This window comes from Massilia sp. NBRC 108631, assembly GCF_059704565.1.
Map to the genome: position 1 here is coordinate 1 of NZ_BAAKJE010000301.1, position 17,460 is coordinate 17,460.

Annotated in this window: 18 protein-coding genes and 1 riboswitch; of the genes, 16 read left to right on the plus strand and 2 right to left on the minus strand. The window is 67.3% G+C overall.

Annotated features, from left to right (window positions below; genetic code table 11):
• The 16 genes from AC6H42_RS32025 to AC6H42_RS32100 all read left to right on the plus strand — a co-directional run.
• A partial coding sequence (locus AC6H42_RS32025; protein ID WP_497549828.1) for a hypothetical protein occupies positions 1-212 on the plus strand: 212 nt, incomplete at its 5' end.
• Positions 213-281: 69 nt separating this feature from the next.
• Positions 282-1,307 carry a nicotinate-nucleotide--dimethylbenzimidazole phosphoribosyltransferase gene (gene cobT / locus AC6H42_RS32030; protein ID WP_497549829.1) on the plus strand — a complete coding sequence of 342 codons (1,026 nt, stop codon included), beginning with the start codon at positions 282-284 and terminating at the stop codon, positions 1,305-1,307.
• Between the two features lie 9 nt (positions 1,308-1,316).
• Complete coding sequence (locus tag AC6H42_RS32035; RefSeq protein WP_057156201.1) at positions 1,317-2,123, plus strand: adenosylcobinamide-GDP ribazoletransferase; 807 nt, start codon at positions 1,317-1,319, stop codon at positions 2,121-2,123.
• 4 nt (positions 2,124-2,127) lie between these two features.
• Entirely contained in the window at positions 2,128-2,781 is a 654-nt protein-coding gene (locus AC6H42_RS32040) for a histidine phosphatase family protein (protein WP_497549830.1), read from the plus strand.
• 5 nt (positions 2,782-2,786) lie between these two features.
• Positions 2,787-3,016, plus strand: a riboswitch (cobalamin riboswitch).
• Positions 3,017-3,082: 66 nt separating this feature from the next.
• On the plus strand, positions 3,083-4,933 hold the full coding sequence (locus AC6H42_RS32045) for a TonB-dependent receptor domain-containing protein (RefSeq protein WP_057156200.1): 1,851 nt from the start codon (positions 3,083-3,085) through the stop codon (positions 4,931-4,933).
• A gap of 29 nt (positions 4,934-4,962) precedes the next feature.
• Positions 4,963-5,985, plus strand: coding sequence for a FecCD family ABC transporter permease (locus AC6H42_RS32050; RefSeq protein WP_057156199.1), 1,023 nt, complete (start codon positions 4,963-4,965; stop codon positions 5,983-5,985).
• The gene (locus AC6H42_RS32055) at positions 5,982-6,755 is read left to right on the plus strand and encodes an ABC transporter ATP-binding protein (RefSeq protein WP_057156198.1); all 774 of its coding nucleotides are present in this window, start codon (positions 5,982-5,984) and stop codon (positions 6,753-6,755) included. Before AC6H42_RS32050 ends, AC6H42_RS32055 begins: the two co-directional genes overlap by 4 nt.
• Complete coding sequence (gene cobO, locus AC6H42_RS32060; RefSeq protein ID WP_057156197.1) at positions 6,752-7,372, plus strand: cob(I)yrinic acid a,c-diamide adenosyltransferase; 621 nt, start codon at positions 6,752-6,754, stop codon at positions 7,370-7,372. Before AC6H42_RS32055 ends, cobO begins: the two co-directional genes overlap by 4 nt.
• Positions 7,366-8,718 carry a cobyrinic acid a,c-diamide synthase CobB gene (locus AC6H42_RS32065; protein ID WP_497549831.1) on the plus strand — a complete coding sequence of 451 codons (1,353 nt, stop codon included), beginning with the start codon at positions 7,366-7,368 and terminating at the stop codon, positions 8,716-8,718. Before cobO ends, AC6H42_RS32065 begins: the two co-directional genes overlap by 7 nt.
• A 10-nt stretch (positions 8,719-8,728) precedes the next feature.
• Positions 8,729-9,343, plus strand: coding sequence for a bifunctional adenosylcobinamide kinase/adenosylcobinamide-phosphate guanylyltransferase (gene cobU, locus AC6H42_RS32070; protein ID WP_497549832.1), 615 nt, complete (start codon positions 8,729-8,731; stop codon positions 9,341-9,343).
• Positions 9,337-10,356 carry an adenosylcobinamide-phosphate synthase CbiB gene (gene cbiB / locus AC6H42_RS32075; RefSeq protein WP_497549833.1) on the plus strand — a complete coding sequence of 340 codons (1,020 nt, stop codon included), beginning with the start codon at positions 9,337-9,339 and terminating at the stop codon, positions 10,354-10,356. The genes cobU and cbiB overlap by 7 nt, the downstream gene beginning before the upstream one ends.
• The gene (cobD, locus tag AC6H42_RS32080; protein WP_057156193.1) at positions 10,349-11,368 is read left to right on the plus strand and encodes a threonine-phosphate decarboxylase CobD; all 1,020 of its coding nucleotides are present in this window, start codon (positions 10,349-10,351) and stop codon (positions 11,366-11,368) included. Before cbiB ends, cobD begins: the two co-directional genes overlap by 8 nt.
• Positions 11,365-12,240 (plus strand): cobalamin-binding protein, encoded by an 876-nt coding sequence (locus AC6H42_RS32085; protein ID WP_057156192.1) that lies wholly within the window; start codon positions 11,365-11,367, stop codon positions 12,238-12,240. Before cobD ends, AC6H42_RS32085 begins: the two co-directional genes overlap by 4 nt.
• The gene (locus AC6H42_RS32090) at positions 12,240-13,703 is read left to right on the plus strand and encodes a cobyric acid synthase (protein ID WP_057156191.1); all 1,464 of its coding nucleotides are present in this window, start codon (positions 12,240-12,242) and stop codon (positions 13,701-13,703) included. Before AC6H42_RS32085 ends, AC6H42_RS32090 begins: the two co-directional genes overlap by 1 nt.
• Positions 13,700-14,365: a 5,6-dimethylbenzimidazole synthase gene (gene bluB / locus AC6H42_RS32095; protein ID WP_497549834.1), complete on the plus strand. Its 666-nt coding sequence runs from the start codon at positions 13,700-13,702 to the stop codon at positions 14,363-14,365. Before AC6H42_RS32090 ends, bluB begins: the two co-directional genes overlap by 4 nt.
• 42 nt (positions 14,366-14,407) lie before the next feature.
• Positions 14,408-15,820 carry a DHA2 family efflux MFS transporter permease subunit gene (locus AC6H42_RS32100; protein ID WP_497549835.1) on the plus strand — a complete coding sequence of 471 codons (1,413 nt, stop codon included), beginning with the start codon at positions 14,408-14,410 and terminating at the stop codon, positions 15,818-15,820.
• Positions 15,821-15,823: 3 nt separating this feature from the next.
• On the opposite strand, the gene AC6H42_RS32105 is transcribed toward AC6H42_RS32100, so the two are convergent.
• Together AC6H42_RS32105 and AC6H42_RS32110 are read right to left on the minus strand one after the other, a co-directional pair.
• A complete protein-coding gene (locus AC6H42_RS32105; RefSeq protein ID WP_057156188.1) occupies positions 15,824-17,020 on the minus strand; it encodes a L,D-transpeptidase family protein in 1,197 nt (398 codons plus the stop codon).
• Positions 17,020-17,460: nuclear transport factor 2 family protein (locus tag AC6H42_RS32110; RefSeq protein WP_497549836.1), on the minus strand; the 441-nt coding region annotated here is incomplete at its 5' end. The genes AC6H42_RS32105 and AC6H42_RS32110, both read right to left, overlap by 1 nt.

Genomic DNA, 17,460 nt, shown 5'->3' on the forward strand with positions numbered 1-17,460 from the left:
TTGAGCTAAGAGGCTTGCGCCTCCGGCATCATCATCAAACGCCCACACTTATCGATTGTAAATTTTTAAAGAATTCTGCGTTGTTGCTGAAGCGTTTTGTTCAGCAGCAGAGAGATGAGATTATGGGGCGTTTCGTTAAATCCGTCAACCCCTGTTTTCCTACCTCTCCTACGCTGCAAGCAGTGCTCAGCAGCGCGGGGACAGAACTATAGCAAAGGCTCTCGCATTCCGCAAGGGCAAGCTGTACCATCGCAACTCGTTTTCCTTCTCTATGAATTCCCATGCAAATTTCCCCTACCGCGAATGCCGAACTGTCCGCTGCGCTGGAGCGCGTCGTTAACAACAAGACCAAGCCGCTCGGCAGCCTGGGCGTCCTGGAGGTGCTTGCCAAGCAGATCGGCCTGATCCAGGGTACGACGGCGCTCTCTATAGTGGGTCCGGCAATCCTGGTATTCGCAGGGGACCACGGCGTCGTTGCGGAAGGCGTTTCCGCCTATCCGCAGGACGTGACCTGGCAGATGGTGGAAAACTTCCTCGGCCAGGGCGCCGCCATCAATGTGTTCGCGCGGCAGATGGGCTGCGCTCTGCATGTGGTGGACGCGGGCGTAAATCATGACTTCGGCGCGCGCAACGGCCTGCACGACCGCAAGGTGGCACACGGCACCCGCAACTTCGCGCAGGAACCAGCCATGACGGCGGAACAATGCGCTGCCGCGCTGGCACATGGCGCGGCGCTGGCTGCGGACCTGCCGGGCAATATGGTGGGCTTTGGCGAGATGGGTATCGGGAACACTACCGCCGCCGCCGCGCTGATGCACAAGCTGACCGGCATCCCGGTGGCGCATTGCGTAGGCGCGGGCACCGGGCTGTCGGCCGAGGGCGTGCTGCACAAACAGCACGTGATCGAGGCGGCAGTTGCGAAGCATGCGGACATCTCCGATCCACTGGGCGTGCTCGCGGCATTCGGCGGCTTCGAGATTGCCATGATGGCGGGCGCCATGCTGAAGGCGGCCGAAATGCGCAAGGTGCTGCTGATCGACGGTTTCATCGTCACCAGCGCGCTACTGGTGGCCGCGCGCCTGCAGCCGGCCATCCTCGACTACTGCGTGTTCGCGCATTGCTCGGACGAGAGTGGACACAAGCTGATGCTGGACAACCTGGGCGCGCGCCCGTTGTTGAACCTGGGCCTGCGCCTGGGCGAAGGTACCGGAAGCGCACTGGCCTTGCCGCTGCTGCAAGCGGCGGTGAACTTCGTGAACCAGATGGCGACCTTCGAGTCGGCCCAGGTCAGCGAAAAGTCCGAGTAAGCGCCCGCCATGCGTCACGCGCTCCGTGCCCCCCTTCACCAGCTGCGCCTGTTCTTCATCGCACTGCAGTTTTTCACGCGGTTGCCCATTCCAGCGTGGGTAGGTTTCGATTCCGCGTGGCTGCACCACGCGTCGCGTTATTTCCCGCTGGTAGGGCTGGTGGTAGCCGCCCTCGCTGCGGCCGTGTATGCGGCGGCTGCCTTCGTGTTCCCCGCGCCGGTGGCCGTGCTGCTGGCGACGGCCGCCGGCATTTACGCCACCGGCGCTTTCCATGAAGACGGCTTTGCCGACATGTGCGACGGCTTCGGCGGCGGCATGACGCGCGAGCGCGTGCTGGAGATCATGAAGGATTCGCGCATTGGCGCGTACGGCGCGATCGGCACCATCTGCCTGCTGGCGGTGAAGTGCACGGTGCTGGCCATGCTGCCGCCCGCCACGGCGGTGGCCGCGCTGTTCCTGGCGCACCCGCTGTCGCGCCTCGCCGCCACCTCGCTGATCTGGCGCATGGAATACGCGCGCGCGGAAGGCAAGGCCAAGCCGATGGCGCAGGAGATGAGTGGGGACGAATTTGCCATCGCATGCGTCTGCACAGCGTTGCCTGCAGCGGCGATCGGCGCGGCGGGATGGCTGCCGTGGTTGTCCATTTGCGCCGCCTTGCTGGCCGCGCTGGCCGCAGCCGCCTGGCTGGGTCGCAAATGCGCACGCCGCATCGGCGGCTACACGGGCGACTGTTTGGGCGCGGTGCAGCAACTGGCCGAAGTGCTGATTTACCTGTGCGTGCTGGCCGGCCTTGGCCACGGCGCGTGGGCGGCATGAACACATGGGCAGCGGCGGCGCTGGCGCCAGCCCGGCCGCGTCGCGGCAGGGACAGGGGCAGCCGATGCGCCTGATCCTGGTCCGTCATCCGCAACCGCTGGTGGCGCCGGGCGTCTGCTACGGCAGCACCGACCTGGCCGCCGCGCCGCACGACGTCGCGCGCGTGCACGCCGCGCTGCTGGCCAGCGCCAGCATCCCGCCCGGCACGCCGCTCTACTCCAGCCCTTTACAGCGCTGCACCGCCCTGACTAGCCTGCTCGGCGCCCACACGCTGGATGCGCGCCTGGCGGAGATGGACTTCGGCGCCTGGGAGCGGCGCAGCTGGGACGATATCCCGCGCACCGAAGTGGATGCCTGGGCGGCGGACCTGGCCTGCTACCGTCCCGGCGGCGGCGAGAGCGTGCTGCAAGTGGCCGAACGCGTGGCAGCCTTCCGCGCCGAGCTGCTTGCCCGGCACAGCGGGGCCGCCTGCGACGGGCGAGCGCGCGGCGCGCATGAAGTTGCCATCATCTGCCACGCTGGCACGATCCGCCTGATGGTGGCGCTCGAGGCGGGCCTGCAAGGCGGCCTGCCGCTGGCCGAGATCGCGCTGCGGGCCGCCGCCTTGCCGCACAAGATCGCCTACGGCGAGACTGTCATTCTGGAAGCCGTGGCCTGAAGTCCGTATAATGGCGGGGTTTTGGTGCCCGCGCGCATGCCCATGCGCGCAGTTAAACGGGAAACACGAAGCCGCGCCCCTACCAGGAAAACGGCCAACGTGTGCTGCCCCCGCAACGGTAAACAAGTGTCGCCCACGGCGACAAGCTGCCTCCGACAAACCACTGTGCACTGCATGGGAAGGTAAGGCAGTTCAACTTGCGAGCCCGGATACCGGCCAAAGCAGGTGGATGCGCAGCGCGCATCTGTTCAATCCAGCCCACGGGGAAGTAGGCTGGTTGCATACTATACAAAGAAATACTATGAGCTTTCCTGTAATCCGGCACGCGGCCCTGACGTCGCTGGCCATGGCTATGGCCGCGCCTTCCTTCGCCCAGATCACCGTATCGGACGCCGTCATCGTCACCGCCACCCGCTCGGCGCAACTGCAGCGCGATGTGCTGAGCGACGTCGTCACCTTGCAAGCGGAAGACATCGCCCGTTCCGGCGCCGGCTCCATCACCGACCTGCTGCAGCGCCAGCGCGGCATCGAAATCGCCCGCAACGGCGGCCCGGGCACCAACTCCAGCGTCTACCTGCGCGGCGCCAATGCCAACCAGACCGTGGTGCTGGTGGACGGCGTGCGCATCGGTTCGATCACCTCCGGCACGGCCAGCTGGTCCGGCATTCCGCTGCAGGCCATCGAACGCATCGAGATCGTATACGGCCCGATGAGCACCCTGTACGGCGCCGACGCCATCGGCGGCGTGGTGCAGATCTTCACTAAAAAAGGCGCCGGTGCGCCGAACGTGGCCGCCTCCGCCGGCGTGGGCAGCGACCAGACCCGCAAGTACGACGCCAGCATTTCCGGTGCCAGCGCAGGCGACAACAGCTTCAGCTACGCCATCAGCGCCGGCCGTGAACAGTCGGACGGCTTCTCGTCCACCAAGCCAGGCACCAGCAACTACAACGCGGACGATGACGGCTACGAGCGCACCAGCACTTCCGGCCAGTTCGGATTCGAACTGGCCAAGGGCCACGACCTGGGCCTGGTATTCCTGAACAGCCGCACCAACGGCCAGTTCGACAGCGGCGCCAGCCGCTACGATACGCGCAGCCAGACCAAGCTGGCCAACCTGGGCGTGTTCAGCAAAAACCAGGTCATGGACAACTGGTACAGCACCGTGCAGCTGGCCAAGGCAGAAGACACCTCGATCTCCGACACCGGCGTGGCCAGCTCCTACAGCCGCATCGACAGCAAGCAGACCGACGTCACCTGGCAAAACGACATCCGCATCGGCGAGGACACGCTGCAAGTGCTGTTCGGCCACCGCGAAGAGAAGGTGGTCTCCGGCTCCACGCCCGCACTGGGCAAGGTTCGCAAGACCGACTCCTACGCCGGTGCCTACAGCCTGAAGCGCGGCGCGCACCTGGCCACCTTCGGCCTGCGCGCGGACGACAGCTCGCAATACGGCACCAAGACCACCGGTTCGGCCGGCTACGGCTACCGCTTCAGCAGCGCGCTGCGCGCCAGCGCCAGCTTCGGCACCAGCTTCCGTGCGCCCACCTTCAACGAGCTGTACTACCCGGGCTTTGGCTACGAGAACAACAAGCCTGAGCAGGGCCGCAACGGCGAAGCGAGCCTGCAGTACGACGACGGCGTGACCGAATTCGGCGCCAGCATCTACCGCAACAAGCTGACCGACATGCTGGTGACCACCACGCCATGCCCGGACCCGACCCGCAAAGGCAGCTGCTCGTACAACGTGAACCACGCCATGCTGGAAGGCGTATCGCTGAACGCCGGCCGCCGCATCGGCGCCTTCACCGTGGCCGCCAACGCGGACTGGCAAGACCCGAAGGATGAGACCACCGGCAAATCGCTGGCGCGCCGCTCTAAAAAACACGGCAACGCCAGCGTAGAATACGCCGCAGGCGCGCTGACCGCCGGCGCCGAACTGCAGGTTTCCGGCAGCCGCTTCGACGACGCTGCCAACCGCAACCGCCTGGGCGGCTACAGCCTGCTGAACCTGTATGCCACCTGGCAGTTCGCGCGCGACTGGTCGGTACTGGCGCGCATGAACAACGTCACCGACAAGAACTACGAGGTGGCGCGCAACTACGCCACGCCGGGCGCCAAGTTCTTCGCCGCTGTACGCTACGGTATCAAGTAAAGCATTTAACCTAAGGTACGTAAGGCACCATGCATCCACATTCCTCCAAGCTGCGCGCACGGGCAACCGCCATCACCGGCGGCCTGCTGCTGTTCGTCATCGGCAGCCTGCTGTTTTCCGGCGTAACCGGCTCGGTTCACATTCCGCTGTCCGACATTCCCGGCGCGCTGGGCGAACTGTGGAACGGCAAGGCCGACAGCCTGGCCGCCACCCTGCTCGACCTGCGCGGCAGCCGTGCGCTGACCGCCTTCGTCACCGGCGCGGCGCTGTCGCTGGCGGGGGTGATGATGCAGGCCCTGCTGCGCAATCCGCTGGCAGACCCCTATGTGCTGGGCATTTCGTCGGGCGCGGCGGTGGGAGCGCTGGCGGCCATGATGTTCATGTGCGCGGCCTGGGTGGTGGATGCGGCGGCCTTCGGCGGCGCCGTGGCCGTGTCCATGATGCTGTACTTCCTGGCGCGGCGCGACATGCGCAGCGGCGCGGCGGCCGAAGGCGGCACCGCCCTGCTGCTGCTCACCGGCGTGATCCTGACGGCGGCCTGCACGGCGCTGATCACGCTGATGCTGTCGATAGCCCCTGAAAGCCGCCTGCGCACCATGGTGTTCTGGCTGATCGGCGACCTGGCCGGCGCACCGATGCGCTGGATACCGTGGATCGTGCTGGCCGGCGCCACCGTGTTCGCGCTGCGCAGCGCGCGGGCCATCAATGTGATGGCGCTGCACGCCGAGGCGGCCGTCACGCTGGGCATCAACGTGGGCGCGCTGCGCAAGGGGCTGTTCTTCGTGTCCGCCCTGCTGACCGCCAGCGCGGTGACCAATGCGGGCAGCGTGGGCTTCGTGGGGCTGATCGTGCCGCACGCCTGCCGCTTCGCCTTCGGTCCGGACCACCGCGTGCTGATCCCGGCGGCGATGCTGACCGGCGGCGGCTACCTGGTGCTGGCCGATACCCTGGCGCGCACCCTGTTTGCGCCGCTGCAGCTGCCGGTGGGCGTGGTCACCGCGCTGATCGGCACGCCGGTGTTCCTGTATCAACTCCACAGGCTGCAGAAATGATCGCTACCGGCAATTTGACACTGCGCATCGGCGCGCGCACGCTGATCGACAACCTGAGCTGGCAAGTGCGCGACGGCGAATGCTGGAGCGTGATCGGCCGCAACGGCGCGGGCAAGAGCACGCTGCTGCGCACCCTGGCAGGACTGATTCCGCTGCAGGAAGGCGGCGTGTCCATCCAGGGCCGCAGCCTGCCGGACTGGCCGCTGGCCGAGCTGGCGCGCGAGCGCGCCTTCCTGGCGCAGTCGCGCAACGACGCTTTCGCCTACAGCGTGATCGAAACCGTGCTGTCGGCGCGCCATCCCTACCACGGCGACCGCTATTGGGAAAACACCGACGACCACCGCCTGGCCATGGAGGCCCTGGCGGCGATGGAAGTGGCGGAACTGGCGCAGCGCAATGTGCGCACGCTGTCGGGCGGCGAGCGCCAGCGCGTGGCCATCGCCGCCATGCTGGCGCAGGACACGCCGCTGCTGCTGCTGGACGAACCGGCCAATGCGCTGGACCTGGCGCACCAGGTAAGCGTGATGCGCCTGCTGGCGCGCCTGTGCCGCGAACAACATAAAACCGTGGTGATGGTCGGCCATGACCTCACGCTGGCGCACAGCGTCTCCACCCATGCCCTGCTGCTGATGGGCGACGGCCGCTGGCTGGCCGGGCCGGTGGCTGACGTGATGCAACCGGACATCCTGAGCGACTACCTGGGCCATCCGATCGACGTGATCCGGCACGGCCAGCGCCACATCTTCATACCGAAGGAAGAAACCGCATGAATGAGAATAATGACATCGACGCACTGAACGAGCGTCACCGCATCCGCATGGAGCGCAAGAAGGCCATCATCGACGCCAAGATCGCGGCGGCGGACAAGCAGATCGGCATCATCATCGTCAACACCGGCAACGGCAAGGGCAAGAGCTCTTCCGGCTTCGGCATGGCGGTGCGCGCCATGGGCCACGGCATGAAAGTGGGCGTGGTGCAGTTTATCAAGGGCGCCATGCAGACCGGCGAAGAGCTGTTCCTGCGCCGCTTCCCCGAGGAAGTGAGCTTCCACTCCATGGGCGAGGGCTATACCTGGGAAACCCAGAACCGCGAGCGCGACATCGAGAAGGCCGAACTGGCGTGGGAGCAGGCCAAGCGCTTCCTGGCCGACCCCGGCGTGGGCCTGGTGGTGCTGGATGAACTGAACATTGCGCTGAAATACCGCTACCTGGACGTGAACACGGTGATCGCCGACCTGCTGGAGCGGCCGGCCATGCAGCACGTGGTGATCACCGGGCGCGGCGCGCCGCAGGAGCTGGTCGACGTGGCGGACACCGTCACCGAGATGAACGTGGTCAAGCATGCCTTCAAGGCCGGCATCGGCGCGCAGGCGGGCACGGAATGGTAACGTCCTCGCATATCAACGCCCCGGTGGTGCTGGTGGCGGCGGTGGCGTCCGGCCAGGGCAAGACCACCGTGACGGCCGCGCTGGCGCGCAAGCTGACCCGGATGGGCCGCAAGGTGCGCGTATTCAAATGCGGGCCGGACTTCATCGACCCCATGCTGCTGGAACGCGCCAGCGGCGCGCCCGTGAAATCGCTGGACCTGTGGATCGTGGGCCGCGAGGCTTGCCGCGCACAACTGGCGCAAGCCGCGCTGGAGGCGGACGTGATCCTGATTGAAGGGGTAATGGGCTTGTACGACGGCTCGCCGTCTTCGGCGGACCTGGCGCGCGAATTCGGCGTGCCGGTGATGGCGGTGATCGACGCGGGCTCCATGGCGCAAACGGCCGGCGCGCTGGTGCATGGCCTGCGCGACTACGGACCGGTGGACATGGCGGGCGTGATCGCCAACCGGGTCGCCAGCCCCGGACACGCGGCCATGGTGGCGGCCTCGCTGCGCGACATTCCGTTGTTCGCCACCCTGCCCAAGCAGGCGCGCTCGCTGCCCGAGCGCCACCTGGGGCTGGTGCTGCCATCCGAGGTGGATGGCATCGATGAGATTCTGGACCAGCTGGCGGACCAGCTGAACTTCGACGAGGCCGCGTGGAGCAATCTGCGCAGCACGCGCCTGGAGCTGGGGGACGCGCTGGCGGCAGCCAGTGCCGCCGCAGCCGCAGAGCCGGGCGAAGCACTCTCCAATGCGCGTCCCTTGGCTGGCCGCAAGATCGCCATCGCGCGCGACGCGGCCTTCATGTTCCTGTACCCGGCCAACCTGGAAACCTTGTGCGAACTAGGTGCCACGCTGGAATTCTTCTCGCCGCTGGCGGACCATCCCGTGCCGGCAGGCGCGGACGCGGTCTATCTGCCGGGCGGCTATCCCGAACTGCATGCGGAGAAGCTGGCCTACGCGCAGCGCTGGCAGGAATCCATCCGCGCGGCGCACCGTGACGGCACCCCCATCTTGGCGGAGTGCGGCGGCATGATGGCGCTGGCGGAAACCCTGGCCGACAAGGCCGGGGCAGTCTGGAACATGGCGGCGGTGCTGCCCGGCCGCGTGGCCATGCAGGCGCGCCTGGCCGGGCTGGGCTCGCAAGGCATGCCAACGCCCCATGGCGTTTTACGCGGCCACACTTTTCACTACTCGACCCTGGAAACGCCGGTAGCGCCTTCCGTGCGCACGGTGAAGCATCCGTCGGGGCTGGACGGCGAGGCGGTCTACAAGCTGGGATCGCTGACGGCCTCCTATTTCCATGCCTACTTCCCGTCCAATCCGGCGGCGGTAGCGGCCATGTTTACGCGGAGCGCGGCATGAGGATTGCGCAATGACCTGCACGCTGGTGTTTGGCGGCGCACGCTCGGGCAAGAGCGCGTATGCGGAGCAGCTCGCCATTACCTCCAGCAAGGAGGTGGTCTACCTCGCCACGGCGCACGCCGGGGATGGCGAGATGGAAGTACGCATCGGCCACCACCAGCGTCGGCGGCCCGCCGATTGGAGGACTGTCGAGGAACCGCTGGCGCTCGCGCAAACGCTGCAGCAATGGTGCACGCCCGGCCGCCTGGTGCTGGTCGATTGCCTGACGCTGTGGCTCAGCAACCTGATGTTCGCTGACGGCACGGAATACCCGGACGTGGGCGAGATCGCCCTGCCGGCGCGCTTCCATGCGGAGCGCGCGGCGCTGCTGGACGTGCTGGCGCGGGCGGCTGACGGTCCGGCGGCGCCGGCGACGGCCAGCGGCGCTGGCCTGGAAGCGGGTACCATGGGCGACATCGTGCTGGTGTCGAACGAAGTCGGCATGGGCATCGTGCCGTATGGCGCGATCTCGCGCGCCTTCACCGACGAAGCGGGACGCCTGAACCAGGCTGTCGCCGCCGTGTGCGACCGTGCCGTATTCGTGGCGGCCGGGTTGCCCCTCGTGCTGAAAGGCGCACCATGCTGATGGGGATGAGCGCCGCCGCCATCGCGCTGCTGCTCGCGGCGGGCGTGGCACTCGATCTGCTGCTGGGCGAAACGCCACGCTGGCACCCGCTGGTCGGCTTCGGCAACCTGGCCAGCGCCATCGAGCGCCGCCTGAACCGGGATGGCTCGCGCTTCCCGCGCGGCGCGTTGGCCTGGCTGCTGGCGGTCGCACCGGTCACGCTGCTGGCATGGGCTGCGGCCGCCACTGCAACAACGGCCGCCGCCGGCTTCGCACTGCACGCGTTGATGCTGTACTTCTGCATCGGCTTGCGCAGCCTGCGCGACCACAATTTGCCTATCGCCACGGCGCTGTCCAAGGGCGACCTGCCGGCCGCGCGCTACCTGACCTCCCGCATCGTCAGCCGCGACACGGCCAACGCCACGCCTGCGGACCTGGCCAAAGCCAGCACCGAATCGCTGCTTGAAAACGGCAACGACGCGGTGTTCGGCACTTTGTTCTGGTTCGCCATCGCAGGCGGCCCCGGCGCGGTGCTGTTCCGCCTGGCGAACACGCTGGACGCCATGTGGGGCTACCGCAATGCGCGCTTTCTGCAGTTCGGCTGCGCCGCCGCCCGCCTCGACGACGCGTTGAACTATGTCCCGGCGCGCCTGACAGCACTCTCTTATGTGCTGCTCGCGCCCACGCTGGCGGGCAAGCGCCTGGCCTGGCATTGCTGGCGCACGCAGGCGCCGGCATGGAGCAGCCCGAACGCCGGCCCCGTCATGTCCAGCGGCGCCGGTGCGCTCGGCCTGGCGCTGGGAGGCGCGGCGATCTATGACGGCGAAACCGAACAGCGTCCACCGCTCGGCAGCGGCAGCGCCGCCCAAGGCGCGGATATCGCGCGCGCATGGCAACTGGTGGCGCGCACCACCGCGCTCTGGCTTATCATTGCAGCAGCCATCGCAGCGCTCGTGGCGACCGTGCCGGCGGCATCGGCTACGTCGGCGGCACTTCAGCCGGCGACCGGCATTGCAGGAGACTCCCATGCTTGAACACGGCGGCAACCTGCGCCAGGCCGCTATGCGCTACGGCCGCAATGACTGGCTTGACCTGTCCACCGGCATCAACCCCGCGTGGTATCCGGCGCCAGCCATTGCCGGCAACGCCTGGCATAGGCTGCCGGAGCCCGATCCGGCGCTGGTGCTGGCGGCGCAGGCCTACTACGGCGCACCGCAGATGTTGCCGGTGGCCGGTACGCAAGCGGCTATCCAGGCATTGCCCCGCTTGCGGCTGCCCTCGCGCGTGGTGGTGGCGGCGCCTTCGTATGCCGAACATGCCCACCATTGGGCGCAGCATGGCCACACGCTGCGGCAAGTCCCATACGACGCACTGGACGCCGCCGTCGCCGAGTGCGACGTGATGGTGGTGGTCAACCCGAACAACCCTACCGGCGCCACCGTGCCGCGCGAACGCCTGCTCGAGTGGGCGGCCCAGCTCTCCGCGCGCGGCGGCTGGCTGATCGTGGACGAAGCTTTCGGCGACACGGCACTGCAAGCCAGCGCCGCCGGCGGTGCGCCGGGCGATGCGGCGGACGATGCGGCAAACCAGATACCGGACGGCCTGATCGTCCTGCGCTCGGTCGGCAAATTCTTCGGCCTGGCCGGGCTGCGGCTCGGCTTCGTGGCCGCGCAGCCCGCACTGCTGGATGGGCTGGCCGACCTGCTCGGCCCCTGGACCGTCAGCGGTCCCGCGCAGCAGGTGGCACTGGCCGCACTGCGCGACGCAGCCTGGCAGCAGCGCATGCGCGTGCAATTGCGCGCCGGCGGACAACGCCTGGAACGCCTGCTGGCCGCGCACGGTATCCGCTCCAGCGGCTGCGCGCTGTTCCAGTGGTGGCCCGAAGCGCGCGCCGAATCCTTCCACGAACACATGGCGCGGCAAGGCATCTGGGTGCGGCTGTTTACCAAGGCCGCGCGCGGCATCCGCCTCGGCCTGCCGCCGGACGAAGCAGGCTGGCAACGCCTGGAACAAGCACTCTCTCTATGGAACAAGGAACAACGATGAACAAACTCCTGTGCATGATGGCCGTCGCCTCCGCCGTCACGTCCGCGCATGCCGCGATCACCGTTCTGGACGACGACGGCAAACCCGTCACCCTGCAGAAGCCGGCGCAGCGCGTCATCGCCATGGCGCCGCACGTCACCGAGCTGCTGTTCGCGGCCGGCGGCGGCGACAAGATCGTCGGCACCGTCACCTATAGCGACTATCCTGAAGCGGCCAAGAAGATCCCCAACATTGGCGACAACCGCCAGGTGGACATGGAACGCATCGCTGCACTGAAGCCGGACCTGATCGTGATCTGGATGCACGGCAGTTCCGAACGCCAGATCGATACGCTGCGCCAGCTCGGCATTCCGCTGTTCCACAGCGAACCCAAGAAGCTGGCCGACATACCGGACAACATCCAGCGCATGGGCCAGCTGCTCGGCACCGAAGCCGTGGCCAGCAAAGTGGCGACCGAATGGCGCGACAAGCTGGCCGCCCTCACCGCCCAGTATTCCAGGCGTGCGCCGGTGCGCATTTTCTACCAGGTGTGGGACAAGCCGCTCTACACGCTCAGCGGCAGCCATATCGTCAGCGACGCCATGCGCGTTTGCGGCGGCGTGAACATCTTCGGCGGCATGAAGATCACCGCGCCGGTGGTGGATATCGAAGGCGTGCTGCGCGAAGACCCGGAAGCGGTGTTCGCAACGGCGGAAAAAAACTACGGCGGCGTGAACCTGTGGCGCCCTTACAAGACCATGCTGGCAGTGAAGAATGACAACCTGTTCACCGTTGACGGCCACCTGCTGAACCGCTCCGGCCCGCGCATGATCCAGGGCACGGCGGTGCTGTGCGAAAAGCTGGAACTGGCGCGCCAGCACAGGAAAAACTGATGGCGTTCCCGTACAAGACATTGATGGTGCAGGGCTGCACCTCGGATGCCGGCAAAAGCACCGTGGTGGCGGCCCTGTGCCGCCTGCTCAGGCAGGACGGCGTGCGGGTGGTACCGTTCAAGCCGCAAAACATGGCGCTCAACAGCGCCGTTACCGCCGACGGCGGCGAGATCGGCCGCGCGCAGGCGCTGCAAGCCATCGCCGCAGGCCTGGCGCCGCACACCGACATGAACCCCGTGCTGCTGAAGCCGTCGAGCGACACCGGCGCGCAAGTGGTCATCCACGGCAAGGTGCGCGCCGAGATGAACGCGCGCGACTACCACCAGTACAAGACCATCGCCATGGGCGCCGTGCTGGAATCGCACGCGCGCCTGGCCGCGCAGTATGAAGCCGTGGTGGTGGAAGGCGCCGGCAGCCCTGCCGAGATCAACCTGCGCGACCGCGACATCGCCAACATGGGCTTTGCCGAGGCGGTGGACTGCCCGGTGGTGCTGGTGGCGGACATCGACCGGGGCGGCGTGTTCGCGCACATCGTCGGCACGCTGTCCTGCCTGTCGCAGAGCGAGCGTGACCGCACCATCGGCTTTGTCATCAACCGCTTCCGGGGTGACATCAAGCTGCTGGAGCCGGGCCTGGACTGGCTGGAGGAGCAGACCGGCAAGCCGGTGCTGGCGGTGCTGCCGTATCTGCACGGCCTGTTCCTGGATGCCGAGGATGCGGTGCAGCCGGTGCAGGCTACACGCGGCGCTTTCCGCGTGGTGGTGCCCAGCCTGCCGCGCATGAGCAACCACACCGACTTCGATGCACTGCGCGCGCACCCGGACGTGGACCTGACGTTCGTGCGCCAGGGCGAAGCCATCCCGCCGGCGGACCTGATCGTCATCCCCGGCAGCAAAAACACGCGCGCCGACCTGGAGTGGCTGCGCGCACAGGGCTGGCCGGAGAAGATCGAACGCCACCTGCGCTACGGCGGCAAGGTGATCGGCATTTGCGGCGGCTTCCAGATGCTGGGCCAGGACGTGAGCGACCCGCTGGGCATCGAAGGCGCCCCCGGCCGTTCGCCGGGCCTGGGCCTGCTCGCCATGCACACCAGCCTGACCAGCGAAAAACGCCTGGTGCAGGTGAGCGGCACCTGCGCCTTCTCGCAGGACGCGATGCACGCCGCCGTGAGCGGCTACGAAATTCACATGGGCGTGTCGGACGGCCCGGCCCTGTCGCGGCCCGCCTTCCGCATCGATGGCAGGCCGGAAGGCGCGCGCTCGCCGGACGGCCAAATACTCGGCACGTATCTGCACGGCCTGTTCGACGCGCCGCAGGCATGCGCGGCGCTGCTGCACTGGGCGGGCCTGCACACCGAGCACCGGGTGGACACGTCCGCGTTGCGGGAAGCGAGCCTGGACCGTATCGCCGAGGCCAGCCGGCCGTTGCTGGACGCGCTCCTCAAACTGGAACGCGCGGCGTGAGCCCGCACGCATTCAGCCCGGCCGAGATCGACGGCGTGTACCGCGCCATCCGCGAGCGGCGCGACGTGCGCCACTTCAAACCGGGGCCGCTGGAGCCGGGCCAGCTGGAACGCTTCATCGCGGCCGCCCACAATGGTCCCAGCGTGGGACTGATGCAGCCCTGGCGCTTCATCCGCATCGTCAACCCGGCACTGCGCGCGCAGATCCACCAGCTGGTGGACGATGAGCGCAAACTCACCGCAGAAGCGCTGGGCCAGCGCGCGGAGGAGTTCATGCGGCTGAAAGTGGAAGGCATCCTGGCCTGCGCCGAAGTGCTGGTGGTGGGCCTGATCGACCAGCGCGAGCGCTTTGTGTTCGGTCGCCGCACCATGCCGGAAATGGACCTGGCGTCCGCTTCCTGCGCGATCCAGAACTTCTGGCTGGCGGCGCGCGCCGAAGGCATAGGCGCGGGCTGGGTGTCGCTGTTCGATCCACAGCGCCTGCGCGAGCTGTGCGGCATGCCTGACGGCAGCCAGCCGATCGCGGTGCTGTGCGTGGGCCAGGTGGATGAGTTCTACCGCGCGCCCATGCTGGAACTTGAGCGCTGGGACCAGCGCATGCCGGCGCAGCGGGTGCTGTATGAAGATAGCTGGCGCGCGCAGGCCGGCCAACCGGCGGACTAAAGCGGGAGGCGCGCAGCGCCGTATTGTGTGACAATCGGCTGCATGACCAGTTCCGCGACATCCTCGACCAAGCGCTATCTGCCCTGGGTGGTTGCCACCACCCTGTTCATGGAGCAGCTCGACTCGACCATCGTCAACACGGCGATTCCCAGCATGGCCGCCAGCCTGCAAGTGACGCCGCTGAGCCTGAAGGCGGTGGTCACCAGCTACATTCTCAGCCTGGCGGTGGCGATTCCCATCAGCGGCTGGATGGCCGACCGTTACGGGACGCGGCGCGTGTTCATGACCGCCATCGCCATCTTCACCATCGCCTCCGTGCTGTGCGGGCTGTCCGTCAACTCGCCCATGCTGGTGGCGGCGCGGCTGCTGCAGGGGCTGGGCGCGGCGATGATGATGCCGGTCGGGCGCATCGCCATCATCCGCACCTTCCCCAAGGCCGAACTGCTATCGGCCATGAACTTCGTCATCATCCCGGCGCTGATCGGGCCCTTGCTCGGCCCCACCGTGGGTGGGCTGATCGTGCACTGGCTGTCGTGGCGCGAGATCTTCTTCATCAATGTGCCGGTGGGTGTGGCCGCCATCTACCTGGCGTGGCGCCACCTGCCGGACTACCGCGCGGACGTGCAGCGCCCGCTGGACCTGATTGGCCTGGTGCTGTTCGGCACCGGCGTGGCACTGCTGTCATGGCTGCTGGAAGTATTCGGCGAACACAAGCTCGACCCCACCTCGGCAGGCGTGCTGCTGTTCATTTCATGCAGCCTGCTGGCGGCTTACGCCTGGCACGCCAGCCAGGCCCCATTTCCCTTGCTGCGCCTGGCGCTGCTGCGCGTACGTACCTTTCGCGTGTCGGTGCTGGGTGGCTTCGTCACCCGCCTGGGCATAGGCGGCCTGCCGTTCCTGCTGCCGCTGCTGTACCAGCTGGGCCTGGGCTTGCCGGCCTGGCAATCCGGCCTGCTGATGATGCCGGCCGCCGCTGCGGCCATGGGCATGAAGTTCATCTCCACCCGTGTGCTGGCGCGCTTCGGCTACCGCCACGTGCTGATCGTAAACACGCTGCTGATCGGCTGCACCATCGCCATGTACACGCTGGTGGGGCCGGGCACGCCGCTGTACGCCATCGTGGCGATCGGCCTTTGCCTGGGCTTCTTCAATTCGCTGCAGTTCTCCAGCATGAACAGCATCGCCTACGCCGACATCGAGGGCGCGGACAGCAGCATGGCCAGCACCATCGCCAGTTCGCTGCAGCAGCTGTCGATGAGTTTCGGACTGGCTTTCGGTTCGCTGATCGCGGGATGGTACCTGGGCGACCTGCCGCAAACGGACAAGGCGGCACTGACCAGCGCCCTGCACCACGCCTTCATGACGCTGGCGGTACTGACGGCGCTGTCCTCGGTCACCTTCTGGACCCTGCGCAAGAGCGACGGCGAAGGGCTGGCAAAAGGCAGCGCGGGCTGACCTCTACAACACAGATTCGGAAACGATTTTCCACTGCGCGCCTTCGCGCGCCCAGTACTGGCGCAGCCGCACCGAATGGCGGAATTTGCCCACCGCGACGTGCTGCGTGAAGGTGCTGATAATGATCTCGTCCCGGCTGGGCTGGCGGAAATGGCTGGTGTCCTGCAGCGCCACGTGCACGCGCCTGGCGCCAGGCAGGAACAGCTGGCGCGCGATCCATGCATCCGCCGACTCGTCGTTGACGGATTTGAAGCGCGCCGAATAGTGCGTGCGCAGCTGGCCGCTGTCGCGTTGTTCGGCGTCGCGGCGCCAGCCTTCCAGCAGTGAGTCGGCCAGCTTGCGGTCGTTCTCGCGCACGCCCGGTTGGACGAATTCCACCTGGTCGCCGATCAGGATGGGCGTTTTGCCCACTTCCACAATGCGGCTCAGCTTTTGCAGGTCGTCATTGCTGACCACCACGCAGCCGTCGGTCGACAGCGGCGCGCGGCTGAAGGTCTCCGGCGGCACGCCGTGGATCCAGATGCCGGAGCCGCTGCGGCCATTCAGCTTGTCCCAGGAATTCGGATAGTCCAGCGGCAGCGCCCCTTTGCCGTAGAAGTCCGGCAGCCGGGAGCCGGGCAGCCGGCCGGAGATGTAATACACGCCGATGGGCGTGCGCATGTCGCCTTCCTTCACCTTGTTCGTGCCCAGCTTGCCCTGGCTGAAATAGTAATCGCTGACGTAGCGGATCTCGCCGTTGCGGTGTTCGTAAAGGTAGACGCGGGAACGCCTGGCGTCGACGATGAGCGCGTGGCGCTGGTCCTTGCGCATCTGGAGCAGCGCACGCGGCTGCAGTTCCCCGGCAGGCCGCACCTCGGCACTCAGGCGCGCGGCGGCTTCACGGCGCAGGTCCTGCAGGCGCGCTTCGGCTTCCTTGTTGCGTGCGGCGCCGCCCAGCTGGGCGACGGGGCGCGTATGCAGCAACAGCAGATCGCTGCGCACCAGGTGGCCGAGATGGAAATGGGGATAGGTTTCGACCAGGGCGTCGGCCTTGGCTTGCGCGTCGCGCAGATGGTTTTCCGCCAGATCCTTGTAGATCTCCGCCAGCATCTGCTCGGGTTCGGATTTGGCGGCCGCGCCACTCCCGCCCGATGCCAGCACCAGGGAGGCGCATAGCAAGCCGCGCGCCAAACGGCCCCAAATGGCTTTGGAATGGAACATCAGCTACCCGACAATTCCTGCATGATCTGCCATTTGCCGGCATGCCTCGCCATAACCAAGGTCTTGCGGCTGTTGGCCGACAGGCGGTCCGATTCGTACACCTGGCGGAAGGTGACCCTGGCGGAGTCGCCGCTGATCTGCACCTGTGGCGCGTTGACGTCCACGCGGATGCGGCCCTTGCCCTCGATGCGCGCGCGGCGCTCGTCGGCCCACGCCTTGCGCGACAGCCCTTTCGGCGGCGCGAATTCGTTGCTGTAGTAGGCGAGATAGCCGCCCACATCCTTCGACGCCCAGGCTTTGGCCCAGCCGTTGACGCGGGCCAGTACCTCGTCGCGCTCGTTGGCGCCGGCCGGGGCGGCAAGCTTGGGCGCGTCAGCTTTGACTGCGGTCGCCGCGGCAACGGCGGCAACCGGTACCGGCGCCGGCGCCGAGGCCGGAAC

Bases quoted from the DNA above. Each gene is read 5' to 3' on its own strand.
- AC6H42_RS32045 (WP_057156200.1), top strand. From the start codon at position 3,083: ATGAGCTTTCCTGTAATCCGGCACGCGGCCCTGACGTCGCTGGCCATG.
- cobU (WP_497549832.1), top strand. From the start codon at position 8,729: ATGACCTGCACGCTGGTGTTTGGCGGCGCACGCTCGGGCAAGAGCGCG.
- AC6H42_RS32090 (WP_057156191.1), top strand. From the start codon at position 12,240: ATGGCGTTCCCGTACAAGACATTGATGGTGCAGGGCTGCACCTCGGAT.
- cobD (WP_057156193.1), top strand. From the start codon at position 10,349: ATGCTTGAACACGGCGGCAACCTGCGCCAGGCCGCTATGCGCTACGGC.
- AC6H42_RS32050 (WP_057156199.1), top strand. From the start codon at position 4,963: ATGCATCCACATTCCTCCAAGCTGCGCGCACGGGCAACCGCCATCACC.
- cobO (WP_057156197.1), top strand. From the start codon at position 6,752: ATGAATGAGAATAATGACATCGACGCACTGAACGAGCGTCACCGCATC.
- AC6H42_RS32065 (WP_497549831.1), top strand. From the start codon at position 7,366: ATGGTAACGTCCTCGCATATCAACGCCCCGGTGGTGCTGGTGGCGGCG.
- AC6H42_RS32055 (WP_057156198.1), top strand. From the start codon at position 5,982: ATGATCGCTACCGGCAATTTGACACTGCGCATCGGCGCGCGCACGCTG.
- AC6H42_RS32085 (WP_057156192.1), top strand. From the start codon at position 11,365: ATGAACAAACTCCTGTGCATGATGGCCGTCGCCTCCGCCGTCACGTCC.
- AC6H42_RS32105 (WP_057156188.1), bottom strand. From the start codon at position 17,020: ATGTTCCATTCCAAAGCCATTTGGGGCCGTTTGGCGCGCGGCTTGCTA.
- AC6H42_RS32100 (WP_497549835.1), top strand. From the start codon at position 14,408: ATGACCAGTTCCGCGACATCCTCGACCAAGCGCTATCTGCCCTGGGTG.
- cobT (WP_497549829.1), top strand. From the start codon at position 282: ATGCAAATTTCCCCTACCGCGAATGCCGAACTGTCCGCTGCGCTGGAG.
- AC6H42_RS32035 (WP_057156201.1), top strand. From the start codon at position 1,317: ATGCGTCACGCGCTCCGTGCCCCCCTTCACCAGCTGCGCCTGTTCTTC.
- AC6H42_RS32040 (WP_497549830.1), top strand. From the start codon at position 2,128: ATGGGCAGCGGCGGCGCTGGCGCCAGCCCGGCCGCGTCGCGGCAGGGA.
- cbiB (WP_497549833.1), top strand. From the start codon at position 9,337: ATGCTGATGGGGATGAGCGCCGCCGCCATCGCGCTGCTGCTCGCGGCG.